General features: G+C 64.2%; 17 protein-coding genes. 8 read left to right on the forward strand and 9 right to left on the reverse strand.

All coding sequences use genetic code 11. From position 1 onward, the window contains the following. Positions 1-31 precede the first annotated feature (31 nt). Both AB4037_RS08150 and AB4037_RS08155 read left to right on the forward strand, forming a co-directional pair. Positions 32-643 carry a LysE family translocator gene (locus tag AB4037_RS08150; protein WP_441771152.1) on the forward strand — a complete coding sequence of 204 codons (612 nt, stop codon included), beginning with the start codon at positions 32-34 and terminating at the stop codon, positions 641-643. 66 nt (positions 644-709) lie between these two features. Next, entirely contained in the window at positions 710-1006 is a 297-nt protein-coding gene (locus AB4037_RS08155; RefSeq protein WP_441771153.1) for a DUF6958 family protein, read from the forward strand. 51 nt (positions 1007-1057) lie between these two features. Here AB4037_RS08155 and AB4037_RS08160 read toward each other — a convergent pair whose 3' ends face one another. Next, positions 1058-2074: an adenosine kinase gene (locus tag AB4037_RS08160; protein WP_434958339.1), complete on the reverse strand. Its 1017-nt coding sequence runs from the start codon at positions 2072-2074 to the stop codon at positions 1058-1060. 101 nt (positions 2075-2175) lie between these two features. Here AB4037_RS08160 and murJ point away from each other — a divergent pair, with 101 nt between their 5' ends. Next, complete coding sequence (gene murJ / locus AB4037_RS08165; RefSeq protein WP_441771154.1) at positions 2176-3747, forward strand: murein biosynthesis integral membrane protein MurJ; 1572 nt, start codon at positions 2176-2178, stop codon at positions 3745-3747. Positions 3748-3806: 59 nt separating this feature from the next. Here murJ and AB4037_RS08170 read toward each other — a convergent pair whose 3' ends face one another. The 3 genes from AB4037_RS08170 to truA form a co-directional block, all read right to left on the reverse strand. Continuing rightward, a complete protein-coding gene (locus AB4037_RS08170; protein WP_441771155.1) occupies positions 3807-4397 on the reverse strand; it encodes a sugar O-acetyltransferase in 591 nt (196 codons plus the stop codon). 89 nt (positions 4398-4486) lie between these two features. Further along, entirely contained in the window at positions 4487-4792 is a 306-nt protein-coding gene (locus AB4037_RS08175) for an NIPSNAP family protein (RefSeq protein ID WP_434958336.1), read from the reverse strand. Positions 4793-4893: 101 nt separating this feature from the next. Further along, the gene (gene truA / locus AB4037_RS08180; RefSeq protein WP_441771156.1) at positions 4894-5637 is read right to left on the reverse strand and encodes a tRNA pseudouridine(38-40) synthase TruA; all 744 of its coding nucleotides are present in this window, start codon (positions 5635-5637) and stop codon (positions 4894-4896) included. A 288-nt stretch (positions 5638-5925) separates the two neighbouring features. On the opposite strand from truA, the gene AB4037_RS08185 reads away from it, so the two are divergent. The 3 genes from AB4037_RS08185 (at position 5926) to AB4037_RS08195 (ending at position 8275) form a co-directional block, all read left to right on the forward strand. After that, positions 5926-6738 carry an ABC transporter substrate-binding protein gene (locus AB4037_RS08185; protein ID WP_434958334.1) on the forward strand — a complete coding sequence of 271 codons (813 nt, stop codon included), beginning with the start codon at positions 5926-5928 and terminating at the stop codon, positions 6736-6738. Positions 6739-6821: 83 nt separating this feature from the next. Next, complete coding sequence (locus AB4037_RS08190; RefSeq protein ID WP_441771157.1) at positions 6822-7562, forward strand: amino acid ABC transporter permease; 741 nt, start codon at positions 6822-6824, stop codon at positions 7560-7562. Then, positions 7559-8275, forward strand: a complete 717-nt coding sequence (locus AB4037_RS08195) for an amino acid ABC transporter permease (protein ID WP_434958332.1) — start codon at positions 7559-7561, stop codon at positions 8273-8275. The genes AB4037_RS08190 and AB4037_RS08195 overlap by 4 nt, the downstream gene beginning before the upstream one ends. On the opposite strand, the gene fmt is transcribed toward AB4037_RS08195, so the two are convergent. The 4 genes from fmt to nth all read right to left on the reverse strand — a co-directional run bounded on the left by fmt (position 8235) and on the right by nth (position 12147). Continuing rightward, the gene (gene fmt, locus AB4037_RS08200) at positions 8235-9146 is read right to left on the reverse strand and encodes a methionyl-tRNA formyltransferase (RefSeq protein ID WP_441771198.1); all 912 of its coding nucleotides are present in this window, start codon (positions 9144-9146) and stop codon (positions 8235-8237) included. The two genes, AB4037_RS08195 and fmt, sit on opposite strands and share 41 nt — an antisense overlap. 19 nt (positions 9147-9165) lie before the next feature. Continuing rightward, complete coding sequence (def, locus tag AB4037_RS08205; protein ID WP_434958331.1) at positions 9166-9735, reverse strand: peptide deformylase; 570 nt, start codon at positions 9733-9735, stop codon at positions 9166-9168. Between the two features lie 189 nt (positions 9736-9924). Beyond that, positions 9925-11142, reverse strand: coding sequence for an MFS transporter (locus AB4037_RS08210; RefSeq protein WP_441771158.1), 1218 nt, complete (start codon positions 11140-11142; stop codon positions 9925-9927). Positions 11143-11364: 222 nt separating this feature from the next. Next, positions 11365-12147 (reverse strand): endonuclease III, encoded by a 783-nt coding sequence (gene nth, locus AB4037_RS08215; protein WP_441771159.1) that lies wholly within the window; start codon positions 12145-12147, stop codon positions 11365-11367. Positions 12148-12196: 49 nt separating this feature from the next. Here nth and AB4037_RS08220 point away from each other — a divergent pair, with 49 nt between their 5' ends. Together AB4037_RS08220 and AB4037_RS08225 are read left to right on the forward strand one after the other, a co-directional pair. Further along, positions 12197-12688, forward strand: coding sequence for a DUF2244 domain-containing protein (locus tag AB4037_RS08220; protein WP_434958328.1), 492 nt, complete (start codon positions 12197-12199; stop codon positions 12686-12688). A gap of 82 nt (positions 12689-12770) precedes the next feature. Next, positions 12771-13673, forward strand: a complete 903-nt coding sequence (locus AB4037_RS08225) for a methylated-DNA--[protein]-cysteine S-methyltransferase (RefSeq protein WP_434958327.1) — start codon at positions 12771-12773, stop codon at positions 13671-13673. Positions 13674-13734: 61 nt separating this feature from the next. On the opposite strand, the gene lldD is transcribed toward AB4037_RS08225, so the two are convergent. Next, positions 13735-14865 carry an FMN-dependent L-lactate dehydrogenase LldD gene (gene lldD, locus AB4037_RS08230; RefSeq protein ID WP_441771160.1) on the reverse strand — a complete coding sequence of 377 codons (1131 nt, stop codon included), beginning with the start codon at positions 14863-14865 and terminating at the stop codon, positions 13735-13737. Positions 14866-15023: the final 158 nt, after the last annotated feature.

Consider the following 15023-nt stretch of genomic DNA (forward strand, 5'->3'; position numbering starts at 1 on the left):
CATTCCTGTGGTTTTCCACCGGAGCCTCCGCATGTCCCTCGACTATCTCGTCACCGCGCTCGTCGTCATCCTCCTGCCCGGCACCGGCGTGCTCTATACGCTGGCTCTCGGGCTGAGCCAGGGCTGGCGCGCCAGCGCTCTCGCGGCCTTCGGCTGCACGCTCGGCATCCTGCCCCATCTCGCCGCTGCGATCGTGGGCCTGGCAGCTCTGCTGCACGCCAGCGCCGTCGCCTTCCAGGCCCTGACCTATCTTGGCGCCGCCTATCTCCTCTACATGGCCTGGAGCGTCTGGCGGGACGGCAGCAGCCTGCAGCTTTCAGGGGATCGGCAGCGCCTGCAACCGGCCCGCATCATCCTCAAGGGCGTGCTCCTGAACATCCTCAACCCCAAACTGTCGCTCTTCTTCCTCGCCTTCCTGCCGCAGTTCATCCCGCCCGGCACGGCCAGCCCGATCGCCGCGATGAACGAACTCGCCCTTTGGTTCATGGCCCTGACCTTCCTGGTCTTCCTGGCCTATGGCGCCTGTGCTTCGGCGGTCCGGAACCAGGTGGCGCGGCGGCCAGCCGTGCTCCTCTGGCTGCGCCGCGGCTTTGCACTGGCTTTTGCAGGGCTGGGATTGAAGCTGGCCTTTTCGCGCTTGTGATGTCGGGAACGTTCCGGGATGCGCGTCCCTGCCAATGAAGGACGTCGCAAGCGGGAGGATTCAATCTTGACGAATGCAAGCAGGATCGAGCTGTTGAACGTCAATCACCCTCGCAAGGGCCGGCCGGCGGATGCAGTCCTGTATGCGGCAATGAAGTGGGCCATGCTGGCCGTTCTGCCGGACAGCAAGCCGGGCTTGACCGTTGCGCAGGTCCAGGACGCGGTACCGGCCCTGCTGCCGCAGGATCTCTATCCCGGCGGGGCGAAGGCAGGCTGGTGGGTCAAGGCCGTGCAACTCGACCTCGAGGCGGGAGGCGTCATCCGGTGCGAAAAGGTCTCGCCGCTGCGCCTCTACAAGGCCTGACGCTGCTCGAGAAAAGCCTTCCGGCTTTTCTCGATGATGCCTTGGCTCTCGTCAGAGAAGTCCATTTTCCTGGGCCATCACCCGCAGATTGGTCTGCGGGCGGGCGCCGACATGCTGGATCACCTCGGCGGCGGCCAGTGCGCCCAGCTTGAGCGAGGCCAGATGCGGCAGGCCGCGGGCGAGGCCGAACAGGAAGCCCGAGGCGAAGAGATCGCCGGCGCCGGTGGTATCGACGAGCTTGTCGATCGGGAAAGCCGGTACGGAGACGCGCGTGCCGCCCTCGATCGCCAGCGCGCCGTCTTCCGACCGCGTCACGATGGCGAGGCGGCAATCCTTCTCGACCTGGGCGAGCGCCGTCTCGAAGTCGGAGGTCTCGTAGAGCGACTTGATCTCCTGGGTGTTGGCGAACACGGTATCGACCACGCCCGAACGCATGAGGTCGAGGAACTCGCCGCGGAAACGGTCGACGCAGAAGGAGTCGGACAGAGTGATCGCGACGCGTCGCCCGGCCTTGTGGGCGATGTCGGCGGCTTTCAGGAAGGCGTCCTTGGCATCCTGGGGATCCCACAAATAGCCTTCCATATAGGTGATGGCGGCGCCCTGCACGACGTCTTCTTCGATATCGGCGGGCCCGAGCAGGTGGCAGGCGCCGAGATAGGTGTTCATCGTGCGCTCGCCATCGGGCGTGATGAAGATGAAGCTCTTGGCGGTCGAGGGCCCCTCGCTCAGCGGCACCGTCTGGAAATGCGTGCTTTGGGCGCGCAGGTCATGGGTAAAGACCTTGCCGGCCTCGTCCTGCTTCACCTTGCCGAAATAGGCGGTTTTGCCGCCCAGGGAAGCGACACCCACGGCCGTGTTGGCGGCCGATCCGCCCGAAATCTCGACGCTCTGGCCCATGGCGGCGTAAAGATGGTCGGCCCGTTCCTCGCTGGTGAGGATCATGGCGCCCTTGGCGAGGCCTTCGCGGACCAGGAAATCGTCTTCGGTCTGGGCAAAGACATCGACAATGGCGTTGCCGATGGTGAGAACGTCGAAACGAGGTTTCGCGCTGGAAGGGGATTTGGGCATGCAGTATCTCTGTTTTGCGGCGCGGACTATAGCGATGTGTTGCGTTGCGGCAAGAAAGAGTTGCGATGCAACCGCTGCCGTCGCTGTCGTTCGGAGTTCTGATGGCCTTCCTGCGTAACGCTGCCTCGGTTGGATTCGCCACCCTCGCCTCCCGCATTCTCGGTTTCATCCGTGACACCATGGTGGCGGCGGCGCTTGGCGCCGGGCCGGTGGCGGATGCCTTCGTGGTCGCCTTCCGCCTGCCCAGCCTGATGCGCCGGCTGTTTGCCGAAGGGGCGGTGAACACGGCTTTCGTGCCCTTGCATGCCGAGGCGGAGCGTCGAGGCGAGGGCGAGGCCTTTTCCGACCAGGTCTTCACCCAGGTCGCCCTGGTCTTCTTCCTGCTCTCGGCCTTGGCTCTCATGGCGATGCCGCTGCTGATCGAACTGATCGCACCTGGCTTCGGGAAGGGGGGCGGTCGTGTCGACCTCGCCGTCGCCCTGTCGCGCATCACCTTCACCTATTGCCTGGCAACGGCCGTGATGGTGGTGGCCTCTGCGGTACTCAACGTCAACGGCCGCTTTACGGCCGCCGCCTATGCGCCGGCCCTCGTCAATGTCGTCACCATCGCCACCCTGCTCGGCGCGCCCTTGCTGGTTCAGCTCGACCAGGAGGCCCTGGCGCGCCTGCTGGCCTGGTCTATCTTCATCGGCGGCCTCGCCCAGGGCGCTCTGGTCTTCTTTGCGCTGCATCGGGCCGGCCTGCGGTTGCGCCTGGTCAGGCCCCGCTGGACCCCCGCGGTCCGGCGCTTTTTCCTGCTGGCGCTGCCCGGCGTGCTGACGGCGGGGGCGACGCAGGTCAATGCCTTCATCGGCCTGATCGTGGCCTCGGCCGATCCCGGCGCCGTCACCTGGCTCTATTATGCCGACCGCCTCTACCAGCTTCCATTGGGCATCATTGCGGTGGCGCTCGGCAATGCCTTGCTGCCGGAACTCGCCCGGGCCAGCACCCGAGGCGACCGGCAAGCCGAGAGCGGCATCCTGAGCCGGGCGGTCGAATTCGCAGCTTTTCTCAGCCTGCCCGCTGGCTTGGCCTTGATCATTCTGGCCGGTCCCATCGTCTCCGTGCTGTTCGAGCGCGGCGCCTTCACAGCCAGCGACAGCAGCGCCACCGCCTGGGCCCTGGCGGGTTTTGCGGTCGGCCTGCCGGCCTTCGCCGGGGCCAAGGTATTGCAGCCGCTGTTCTTCGCGCGTGCCCGCATGCGCCTGCCTTTCGTGATCGCCCTGATCGGCGCGATCGCCGACGTGATCCTGTCCCTGGCCCTCTTTCCAGTCTGGCGCCAGACCGGCATCGCCGTCGCCGCCGCGGCGTCAGGCTGGATCAACCTCGTCCTGCTGCTCCTGGTGACCTGGCAAGGCGGATTTCTGCAACTCGATCCGTCTGCCCGTTTGCGACTGCCCAGGATCGTGGCCGCCGCTATCCTGATGCTGGCCGCCGTTTATGGAGTGGCGCAGGTCATGGAGAGCTGGCTGATCTCAGGGCAGCCCTTGGCGTTACGAGTGGCGGCGCTGGCCCTTCTCTGCGGCGGCGGCCTGACGTTCTACCTCGTCCTTTGCTGGTTGTTTGGCGCCATCGATCGCAAGGCCGGATTGCGGACGCTATTGGCCGGACGTAAGCCGAAGGCCGGCCTCTAGCGGTCGGGTCGTAAGACCGCATTGCGAGGCAGATCTGTCATCGAAATGCAACGGCCATGTCAGGGCCTGAAGCCCGTGCGATCGGCATCGGCGATAGCGCGGATGATCTGGGCTGGAACGCCGGCGGCAATCACGTTTGGCGGGATGTCGCGGGTCACCACGCTGCCCGATCCGATGATGGCATTGTCGCCAATGCTCACGCCTGGATTGATATGGACGCCGGCGCCGATCCAGACCCGGTTGCCGATCCGCACCGGTTTGGCCTGGCAGGCGCCGGCGGCCCGCTCGATCGGATCGATGGCATGATTGGCGGTGTAAATACCGACCCGTGGCCCGAACAGCACATGATCTCCGATCTCGACGCCACCGCCATCGAGAATCACGCAGTCGAAATTGGCGTAGAAGGAGCGCCCGAGGCTGATGTTGAAGCCGAACTCGCAGCGAAAGCTCGGCTCGAACAGAGCGCCCGGGCCGACCGATTTCAGGAGTGACCTCAGAATGGCCTCGCGCGCTTCGGCCGGCTCGCCAATGCTCCGGTGATAGGCGTCAGTGCGTTCGACCGCCTTGGCACGGGCCGCGATCAGTTCGGGTGTCAGGTCGTTATACACGGCGCCGCTGAGCATCAGGGCGCGCTGGGCCTCCAGATCCACCGGGACCTCCTGTTCCCTGGAGCAAGATGCGATCAGGACGGATCGCTCGTCCGCTCCAATTCCTATGCGAAGTGCGCGAGGCCGTGACGTCAGCCCAGGACCGGTCGCAGGAAGTTGCGTTCATAGCGCAGGATGCTGCGGATCTGCTTTTCCTCAGCCAGGATGGCCTGGCATTCCGGATCCACGGCCAGGCGCCGGCGGTAATCCTCATAGGCGGCCAGGCTGGGAAAACTGAACAGGGCGTAGGCGATGTCGCTGGCGCCTTCATGCGGCAGGAAATAGCCGTGATGCGTACCACCCATGCGATTGACCACGGGAATCCAGGCTTTCGCATAGGCTTCGAAGGCGTCGACCTTCCAGGGGTCGATGACATATTTCAGATGACAGGTGATCACGGACGGCCTCGCAGCTTGAGCATCGTGCCAGAAAGGGGCGCGAGTTTCCTACAACATCGGATCCGATTCTGAACCAGCTCCGCTGCTGTCGCGGAGGGAGATCAGTAATCGACGCCGGTGAGATAGAGCCCATGCGGCGGTGCCAGCGCGGCACAGCGGGTACGGTCGCGCGCTTCCAGCACACCGACCAGATCCGCCTTGCTCCAGTCGCCGGAGCCGACCCTGCGCAACGATCCCACCATGGAGCGGACCTGGTTGTGCAGGAAGGAGCGGGCAGTGGCGATGACATGGATCTCGTCGCCCACGCGCGCCACGTCGAGGCGGTCGAGCGTCTTCATCGGGCTCTGGGCCTGGCAATCGGCCGAGCGGAAGGTGGTAAAGTCGTGATGGCCGATCAGGCCCTGCGCGGCATGATGCATGGCTTCGGCGTCCAGGGCCTTGCGGATGTGCCAGGCACGGTGGCGCTCCAGCGCCAGAGGCGGACGGCGGTCGATCAGACGATAGAGATAGCGGCGACCCTTGGCGGAAAAGCGGGCATCGAAACTGTCAGGCATCTGCTCGACGGCCAGGATGGTCACATAGTCGTCCTGCAGAGTGAGATGGGCGTTGAGGGCATCGCGCACCCTGTCCGTGCTCCAATCCTTGGCCAGCATCACCGAGGCAACCTGCCCGGTGGCATGCACGCCGGCATCGGTACGGCCGGCCCCCTGGATGCGCAGGGTCTGGCCGGTGAAAGCCAGAATGGCCTCCTCGATCGCCTGCTGCGCGGATCGGCCATTGGCCTGGGCCTGCCAGCCGACATAGGGTGTGCCGTCATATTCGATCAGGAGCTTGTAACGCGGCATTCGGGTACTTCGTTGCTGAAGTCAGGCCTCTACGCCAATCGGGCACGAGAGTCACCAGTATGTGAGGTTTTACCCGCCATCGGGTGCGGAAGGCACTGCCGAGATCCCGGGCGATCGCTGTCCGTGCCAGGAGGTATCGACAGGTCACAAATTCAATATATTTTTTCTATTGATTTTATAGACTAATAATTGAAGATGAGCCAAAGCACCAAATGCCTTGGTGGTCTCGCGACAGCCGGCTCCGCCCGGCCGCCGCGAATTCAAAATATTTCCAACGGACATCGTGACATGCGCAGATTTGCGACATTCGTACTTGCCACCCTCCTGGCCGCCGGCGCGGTCGGCGTTGCCCATGCCGACCGCCTCGACGACATCAAGCAGGCCGGCGTCCTCAGGGTCGCGGCCTTCGACGCCAATCCACCCTTCGGCTTCGTCGACCCGAAGACCAAGCAGATTGCCGGCCTCGACGTCGATTATGCCAAGGCTCTTGCCGACAAGCTCGGCGTGAAGCTGGAAGTGCGTCCCACCAACCCGGCCAACCGCATTCCGCTGCTCACCTCCGGCAAGGTCGACCTCGTGCTGGCCAATTTCACCATCACCGAGGAGCGCGCCAAGCAGCTCGATTTCTCAATTCCCTATTTCTCATCCGGCCAGCAGTTCTTGGCCAAGAAGGGTACGCTCTCCTCGCCCGACCAGCTCAACGGCCTGCGCATCGGCGCCGACAAGGGCACGACCAACGAGATCGTGCTGCGCCGCGATTTCCCCAAGGCCGTCGTGGTCTCCTTCGACGATACGCCCTTCGCCTTCACGGCCCTGCGCAACGGCAATGTCCAGGCCATCACCCAGGACGGCCCCAAGCTGATCGGCCTGCTGGCCAATGTGCCCGACAAGGAGAATTACGAGATCCCCTCCTTCACTATCTCCAACGACTATATCGGCGTCGGTATTCCAAAGGGTGAGAAGCGCCTGGTCGAGGTGGTGAACCAGACGCTGGTCGAGCTCGAGGCGAACGGCAAGGCGGCCAGCATCTACGATGTCTGGTTCGGCCCGAAATCGGCGCAGCCTCTGGCCCGCTTGTTCAAGATCGGCGACAAGAGCTAGTTCCCTGACATTGCTTGAAAGTTTCCGACACCGCGCGGGTCCCCCGCGCGGCTTTTTGCGTTCGATCGTTTGAGGAAAACAAAATGGGCATATTCGGCGAGCCCATGGCGCTGCGCTATCTGGTCTGGCTGATCCAGGGTTTCGGCATCACTTTGGCTTTATCGTTGGCGGTGTGCATCGCCAGCTCTGCGCTCGGCGTCGTGGTGTGCGGCCTGCAACTCGCCGAAAACCGACTGGCAAGGGCAATTGCGACTGTCTATGTCAGCATCATCCGCAACACGCCGCTGCTCGTGCAGTTGTTCTTCTGGTATTTCGGCGCCTCCGCGCTGATGCCGGCAGGACTGATGACCTGGCTGAACACGCCGCATGTCGTCGAGCTCGGTGTCGTGCCGCTCGGCTGGCCTGCCTTCGAGACGTTGGCGGGCTTCTTTGCCCTGACGCTTTATGCCGGTGCCTATATCGCCGAGGAACTGCGCGCCGGCATCAATGGCGTGGCCCCGGCGCAGCGCGAAACGGGGTTGGCGCTCGGCCTCACGCCGCAGCTCGTTTTCCTCCTAGTGGTGCTGCCCCAGGCGGTCCGCATCGCCTGGCTGCCGATGGTTGGCCAGTATCTCAACACCATCAAGAATTCGTCTCTCACCATGGCAATCGGCCTTGCCGAACTGTCCTATGCGGCGCGCCAAGTCGAGACCGAGACGTTCCTCACCTTCCAGGCCTTCGGCGTGGCGACGCTGCTGTATGTCGGTGCCGTCGCCCTCACCGAAGCGGCGGGCCACGCCGTGGCGCGCAGCCGCCGCTTCAATGGGGCAGCGGGGCGAGCATGAATTTCGCGGTCGTCTGGGACAATCTCGATTATCTGCTGGTCGGCGCGTGGCCCGTGGGGCCGATCGGCGGATTGGCGCTCACCCTTATCCTGTCGGTGCTCTCGGCTATCGTCTCGGCAGGGCTCGGGTTGGTGCTCGGCATCGCCCTTGCCATGAGCCGGGGGCCGGCGAAGACGGTGCTGGTGGTCGTCATCGGCTTCTTCCGCGCTATTCCGGTGATCATGCTGATCTTCTGGAGCTATTTCCTGCTGCCGATCCTGCTGGGGATTTCGGCGCCCGAGATCGGCACGGTAGTCATGGCCCTGTCGCTGATATCGGGCGCCTACCTTTCCCATGCCGTCGCGGCGGGAATCGGCAGCATCGGCCCCGGCCAATGGGAGGCCGGCCTTGCCCTCGGCCTCGGGCGCTGGCGCATTCTCGGCCTGATCGTCCTGCCGCAGGCCCTGCGCGCCATGGCCCCTTCATTCGTCAATCAGTGGACGGCATTGGTGAAGGATACCTCGCTCGCCTATGTGATCGGCGTGCCGGAGCTTTCCTTCGTCGCGACACAGGTGAACAACAGGGCGATGGTCTATCCAAGCGAGATCTTCCTGTTCGTCGGTGCGGTCTATTGGTGTCTGTGCGCCGCGCTCGATCACCTGGCGACCGTGCTGGCGCGCAGAAGCCGGCCGGTCACGCCAGCCGCGACCCTTGCACCAGCGGCGCGCCCTTGAGGAATTCGGCGGCGCCCATCGGGGTCTTGCCGGCGCGCTGGACCTGGAGAAGGCGGATCGCGCCGGTGCCGCAGGCGACCGTCAATTCGTCGTCGAGCAGCGTGCCGGGCACGCCATAACCCTCGGCGCGCGCGGCGTGCAGCGCTTTCACCCGCTGCGGGCCCTGGCCCCAATCGGCTTCAAACCAGGCGCCGGGGAAGGGAGAAAGACCGCAAATGTGATTATGGACTTCTTCGGCCGGGCGCGACCAGTCGATGCGAGCCTCGGCCTTGTCGATCTTGCGGGCGTAGGTCACGCCCTCTTCGCTCTGGGCCGTGAAGGTGAGCGTGCCGCGCGAGAGGGCGCCGAGCGCCCGGGCCATCAGGTCGGCGCCGAGCAGGGAGAGGCGGTCATGCAACTCGCCGGCCGTCATGTCCGGCTCGATCTCGACGGTGTCAGCCAGCGCGACAGGGCCGGTATCGAGGCCTTCTTCCATGCGCATCACCATCACGCCGGTCTTGCTGTCGCCGGCCATGAGGGCGCGCTGGATCGGCGCGGCACCGCGCCAGCGCGGCAGCAGCGAGGCGTGCAAATTGAGGCAGCCTTCCGCCGGGGCCTCCAGGGCCGCCTTGGGCAGGATCAGGCCATAGGCGACCACAACGGCGACATCGGCGCCGAGGCCGGCGAAGGTGGCGATCACCTCCTCGTCACGGAAGCTCTTGGGCGTGAACACGGGAATGCCGAAGCCTTCGGCCAGTCGGTGCACCGGCGAGGGCGCCAGGGTCATGCCGCGGCCGGCCGGAGCTGGCGGCCGCGTATAGACGGCGACGACCTCGTGGCCCTGGCTGAGGATCTCGGCCAGCACCGGGCGGGCGAAATCCGGCGTGCCCATGAAGACGACGCGCAAGGCCTCAGCCTTCCGCCGGACGGGGAGCTTCGCGCTCGCGCTTTTCCCGCTTGAACTGCGGCAGTTCGCCGGTCTTGACCGCCTTGGTGAACTTGCGGATCACCATGTCGCGCTTGAGCTTGGAAATGTGATCGATGAACAATTCGCCGTTGAGATGGTCGATCTCGTGCTGCAGGCAGGTCGCCATCAGCCCATCGGCCTCCAGTTCGGCTTGTCTGCCCTCGCGGTCGATATAGGCGACGCGCACGGTGGCCGGGCGCTCGACCTCGGCATAATAGTCGGGGATGGAGAGGCACCCTTCCTCGTAGACGCTGCGCTCCTCCGACGACCACACGATCTCCGGATTGATGAAGACATGCGGTTCCGGCGGCTCGTCTTCCTTGGCGAGGTCGATGACCACCAGGCGGCGCGGCACGGCGATCTGGATCGCCGCCAGGCCGATGCCGGGCGCGTCATACATGGTTTCCAGCATGTCGTCGGCGAGCTGGAGCAGTTCCGCATCGACGCGCTCGATCGGCGCGGAGACGAGGCGGAGCTTTGAATCGGGCAGGATGATGATCGGTTTGATGGCCATGTCAGGCAGATAGGATGCCGCGCGCGAGGCGTCAATCCGAAAGCGGGCTGAGACACTCCTGGGACCGCCGGCATCTCAGCGGCATGCTTGCATGTCGCGATTGCCGGCTCTCGGAAGCGATGCGCGTACGGGAAAGGAAGAGCCGGCAGGGATGCCGGCGGTCCCGGAAGATCTATCGCGAAACGCGTGCTATTCGAGCACGGTCATCACCTGCCCGCGCCGTTCCGGGCTGAAGCGAATGACGACTATGATGCAAACGGCGACGACGCCTGCGAAAAGGGCCAGTGCATAGCCGTAACTGTTGCCGGGCGCTTCGGCGATGCCGGCCTGGTAGGGGCCGCCATAGGACGCAGCGAGATTGCCGGCCTGATAGATGAAGCCGGGTAGCGTCGCCCGCACGGAGCCCGGCGACAGTTCGTTGAGATGCACCGGAATGACGCCCCAGGCGCCCTGCACCGAGATCTGCATGATGAAGGCGCCAATGGCGAGCATCGCGGGCGTGGTGCTATACGCCCACAACGAGAGAGAAGGTAGCGCAATCAAGCAGGCGATGGTGATAGCGTTGACGCGACCGATCCTCTCGGACAAGGCTCCGAAAAATAGGCCGCCGATAATGGCGCCGATATTGGCGACGATCGTAATCCAGCTCACCGTATGAGCATCGAAACCGTGCTGCTTCTTCAGGAAGGTCGGATAGAGATCCTGTGTGCCGTGGCTGAAGAAGTTGAAGAACATCATCAGCACCACGGCATAGAGGGCGATGCCCCAATGCCGGCTTAGAGTTTCCATGAGGCTGGGCTTCGCCTGGTCCTTGGCCTCGGTGAAAGCCGGTGATTCCGGAACATGCGACCGGATGAAGAGCACGATCAGCGCCGGCAGGAAGCTGAGAAGGAACATGGTGCGCCAGCCGACCACATGGCCACCGATGTTCTGGCCGTAGATCAGGCCGTAGACGATTGCCGCCAGGAGGTAGCCGGTCGGATAGCCGGCCTGGAGCAGGCCGGAAACCATGCCGCGGGCCGATGGCGGGATCGATTCCATGGCGAGTGAGCTACCGAGGCCCCATTCGCCGCCCATGGCGATGCCGAAGATGGCGCGCAGGACGAGGAACACCATGAGATTGGGCGAAAAGGCCGCCAGGGCACCGATCACCGAATAGCTGACGATGTTGAGCATGAGGATCGGCTTGCGTCCGAATTTGTCAGCGAGCCTGCCGAAGATGAAGGCGCCGATGAAACGGGTCGCCAGGGTGAAGAACAAGGCTTCGGAAACGGCGGGAACGCCGACCTGGAATTCCGCGGCGATATCCGTGAGCAGGAAGGTCAGGAGGAAGAAATCGAAGGCGTCGAGGGTCCAACCCAGGAAGGAAGCAAGGACAGTCTTTTTCTGCTGTGAACTGAGAGGCAAGCGATTTCTCCCTTATGACCATCGGTTGGCCGCAGGGAAAGGACAGTCTTGGTCATTTCCGCAGCGCCATTTGCTTGGATCGACGTAATGAACGTCGCCAAGGAAGCCCCCCATTGGCCATAGAAGTCCTGAAATCGCCGAAGCGCCACAAAAATATGCTGATTCAACTGATGCGTGTATTTTGAGGGCTGTGCCTGGTGTCCAGGTTGAATCCCTCAGGCATCACGCCGTCGTCTTGTCCTCGAACAGGCAGATGTCGCGGATCAGGCAGGCGGGGCAGGCGGGCTTGATCGCCTTGCAGACATAGCGTCCATGCAGGATGAGCCAGTGATGGGCATGGCGCGCATAGGTCGCCGGCACCACCTTCTCCAAGCCCAATTCCACCGCCAGCGGCGTCTTGCCGGGCGCGAGGCCGGTGCGGTTGGCGACCCGGAAGAGATGGGTGTCCACGGCGATGGTCGGCAGGCCGAAAGCGATGTTGAGCACGACATTGGCCGTCTTGCGGCCGACGCCCGGCAGGGTTTCGAGAATCTCGCGTGAGCGTGGCACCTCGCCGCCATGCTCGTCCACCAGCAGTCGGGAGAGGGCGATGACGTTGCTGGCTTTGGTGCGGAATAGGCCGATGGTCTTGATATGGCCGATCAGTTCTTCCTCGCCGAGAGCGATCATCTTCTTCGGTGTGTCGGCGATGGCGAACAGCGCCTTGGTCGCCTTGTTGACGCCGACGTCTGTCGCCTGGGCCGAAAGCACCACCGCCACCAGCAGCGTATAGGCGTTGACATAATCGAGCTCGCCCTTGGGCTCGGGCATTGCCTGCGAAAAGCGCCGGAAGATCTCGGTGATCTCGGCTTGCGGCAAAGCTGCGCGCTGGGTGCCGGCGGAGGCCGCGGCGGCATTGGCCTTCGCCTTGGTCCGGCCTGCCGATTTTGTCGCAGGGGAGGCAACGGACAGGGTGGGGATTTGAGTCTGGCGGCGGGGCATGAAAGGCTTATAGTGGGCCGCCATGCAAAGCGCCAACCCGAAAATGCCCCAGGAAAAGCGCCAAGAAACACCCTTGGAGATATCCTCGGGGGTGGCCTTGGAAGAGCCGGTCTTCGACGCGGTGCTCTACCCGCATCGCTCGCTCGGGCCGCGGGGCTTTCGCAACCTCCTCGTCGTGGTCGGCTTTGCCTCGACGCTGCTCTCCATCCCCTTCTATATGATGGGAGCCTGGCCGGTGGTCGGCTTTTTCGGGCTCGATGTCGGCCTGCTCTATGTGATGTTCAAGCTCAATTATCGGGGGGCCAGGTTGCGCGAACACGTGCTGCTGACGCCCGTCCGGCTGTTGTTCTCGCGCATCGATCCCAAGGGGCAGCGCCGGGAGTGGATCTTCAATCCGCGCTGGGTGCGGCTGCAGCGCGACGAGCACGAGGAGTTCGGCGTGATGCGCCTCGCTCTGGTGCAGCGTGGCCGTGAGGTGGAAATCGCCCGCTTCCTCGGTGCTTCCGAGAAGGGCGATTTTGCGGATGCCTTCTCCCGGGCTCTGAACAAGGCCCGGCGCGTCTGACAGCCCCATCGCAGCTTTCGGGTGGGAAGCCCGTTGAAGCAGGTCTATCCAGGGTACAAGTAATTGTGCCTGGAGAGGTTCCATGTCGATAACCCTGCCCGATTTTGCCGAAGTGCCGCTGGCTTCGCCCCTTGCCAATTCGCCCGAGGACTATGATCGCATCCGCAAGGCGGTCGCCTATATCACCAGGAAGGCGCAGCACCAGCCCTCGCTCGAGGACATTGCCGGTCATGTCGGCCTGTCAGTCTCGCATTTCCACCATCTCTTCCGGCGTTGGGCCGGCATCACGCCCAAGGATTTCCTGGCGGCGGTAACGCTCGACCGGGCCCGCGACCTCCTGCGCGACTCCGCCTCGATCCTGGATGCCACCTATGAGCTCGGCCTGTCTGGCCCGGCGCGGCTGCATGATCTGTTCGTGACCCATGAGGCGATGACGCCCGGCGCCTTCAAGACCGGCGGGGCGGGCCTGACCATCTCCTATGGCTTCCATCCCTCGCCCTTCGGCACGGCACTGGTGATGGTGGCCCCGCTCGGGCTCGCCGGCGTCGCCTTTGCCGATCCAGGCGAGGAGGCCGTTGCGCTGGCCGATATGCGCAAGCGCTGGCCCAACGCGGAACTGCGCGAGGATTCGATGGTGACGGCGCCCTATGCCGGTCGCATCTTCGATCCGAGCCGCTGGCAGGCCGACAGGCCGCTCAACGTGGTGATGATCGGCACCGATTTCGAAGTCCGCGTCTGGCGTACGCTCTTGAACATCCCGATGGGCCGGGCCACCACCTATGGCGATATCGCCAGCCATATCGGCAATCCCAAGGCCTCGCGTGCCGTGGGCGCGGCGGTGGGCAAGAACCCGCTTTCCTTCGTCGTGCCCTGTCACCGCGTGATCGGTCGCTCCGGCGAATTGACCGGTTATCACTGGGGCCTGACGCGCAAGCAGGCCATGCTGGGCTGGGAAGGCGGACGGGTGCGCAGCGGGGCTGCGTAAAGCACGGAGCGCGGACATCTCAGCCCCATGAAGTCATGGGGCGATGTCCGCGCTCCAAGGCTTATGCCAGGCTACTGCGGCCGATCTGGTCGATGCGCTCTACCCCGGTCAGGGTCATTGCCACCCGCATTTCCTTGGCGATGATATCGAGCAAATTCTCGACGCCGGCCTGGCCGGCGCTCGCCAGCGCATAGGCGAAGGCGCGGCCGAGCATGACGCCCTTGGCGCCCAGGGCGAGCATGCGCACCACGTCGAGGCCGGATCGGATGCCTGAGTCGGCCAGCACGGTGAGGTCGCCGCCGACGGCATCGGCAATCGCCGGCAGGGCGCGGGCGCTTGAGAGCACGCCGTCAAGCTGGCGCCCGCCATGGTTGGAGACCACGATGCCATCGGCCCCGAAGGTGACGGCATCACGGGCATCCTCGGGGTCGAGAATCCCCTTGATGATCATCGGCCCTTTCCAGAATTCGCGGATCCATTCGAGATCCGACCAACTGATCGAGGGATCGAAATTCTTGGCGAGCCAGCCGATATAGTCGGCCAGCCCCGTGGGCTTGCCGAGATAGCGCGAGACGTTGCCGAGATCGTGCGGCTTGCCCATCATCCCGACATCGAGGGCCCATTGCGGCTTGAACATCGACTGCAGGATGCGCCGCTGCGGGCCGAAAGGCCCCGACATGCCCGAATGCGGGTCGCGATAGCGGGCGCCCGGGGTGGGCATGTCGACGGTGAAGACCAGCGTGGTGATGCCGGAGGCCTGGGCGCGCTCCAGGGCGTTCTTCATGAAGCCACGGTCGCGCAGCACATAGAGCTGGAACCAGATTGGGGCAGGGCTTGCCGGTACCACCTCCTCGATCGGGCAGATCGAAACGGTGGAGAGTGTCATGGCGATGCCCTTGGCGGCGGCGGCCTTGGCCACCTGAACCTCACCGCGGCGGGCCAGCATGCCGGTGATGCCGACGGGCGCGAGGATGACCGGCATGGCGAATTTGCGCCCGAAGATCTCGGTCTCCAGGCTCAGCTTCTCGACATTCTTGAGGATGCGCTGCCTGAGGCTGATCCCTTCGAGATCGCTGACATTGGCCCGCAGCGTGTGCTCGGCATAGGCCCCGCCGTCGACATAGTCGAACATGAAGCGCGGCAGCTTGCGCCTGGCGGCGGCACGATAGTCGGAGGGGGAGGCAATGATCATGATGGTCTTGCAGGCTTCCTGCCCAATGTTGCAACGGGCCGGTTTTCAAACAGGCACGTAGTCTCGTGCAACGATACTTATATCGGCTCTACCTTTGTCATTGCCGGGCGTGACCCGGCAATCCAGTCCTTGTTCCGAGATGGTCAATAAGAGGCGCT

The organism is Labrys sp. KB_33_2, assembly GCF_052114505.1.
In the GTDB taxonomy this organism is placed as follows: domain Bacteria; phylum Pseudomonadota; class Alphaproteobacteria; order Rhizobiales; family Labraceae; genus Labrys.